Annotated in this window: 1 protein-coding gene and 1 pseudogene; both read right to left on the bottom strand. The window is 44.7% G+C overall.

Annotated features, from left to right (window positions below; translation table 11 throughout):
* Positions 1-26 precede the first annotated feature (26 nt).
* A complete protein-coding gene (exsE2, locus tag R7Q48_RS31200) occupies positions 27-338 on the bottom strand; it encodes a T3SS regulon translocated regulator ExsE2 (RefSeq protein WP_031430727.1) in 312 nt (103 codons plus the stop codon).
* Positions 339-345: 7 nt separating this feature from the next.
* Positions 346-514: pseudogene (gene exsC, locus R7Q48_RS31195) on the bottom strand (type III secretion system regulatory chaperone ExsC); the annotation flags it as partial.

Raw genomic sequence — 514 nt, 5'->3', positions numbered from 1 at the left:
AGCTGTGCGTGCGTGATAACTTGTGTTTACCTTTCGCTTCGAGCAATTACATCTATCTTTCGCTCAAAAAGCTTTTCGATAGCAGCGCTTTGCTTCTCAAATCCAGTTGGCTTTTCAAAATCCAAGACTTGATTGCAAGATTCAAGGCTCGCGAACTGGTTTAAACATTCGCTCAGTTCTCGCTTTGAGCTCATGCGTGCCTGTTTGTTTTCTGATGAAGAGAGTAGGGTCACTTTGCGACCTTGAAACGTTCCTTGTGGCACAAGTTCACGTCGTTCTACTTGCTCCAATCCGTGAATGGGTTGGCTGTTGCGTGCAGATTGGATGTCATTAGACATAAGACACCTAAACTCTCAGATCTAAACTTTGAGGCACAGCAGGCGTCTCTTCGGCCACTACGTGAGCAGATAGCAACGACTCCCATGACTCGCTTTGCGTCAACAATTCCGCCAACGCATTTTCAAAATATTCATAATCCAATTGCTCGATGCCAATCAGTTTATTCAAACACAGT

This window comes from Vibrio sp. 378 (genome assembly GCF_033339435.1).
The sequence above is the reverse complement of the archived record's forward strand: the minus strand, read 5'-3'. Positions and strand labels throughout refer to the sequence as shown.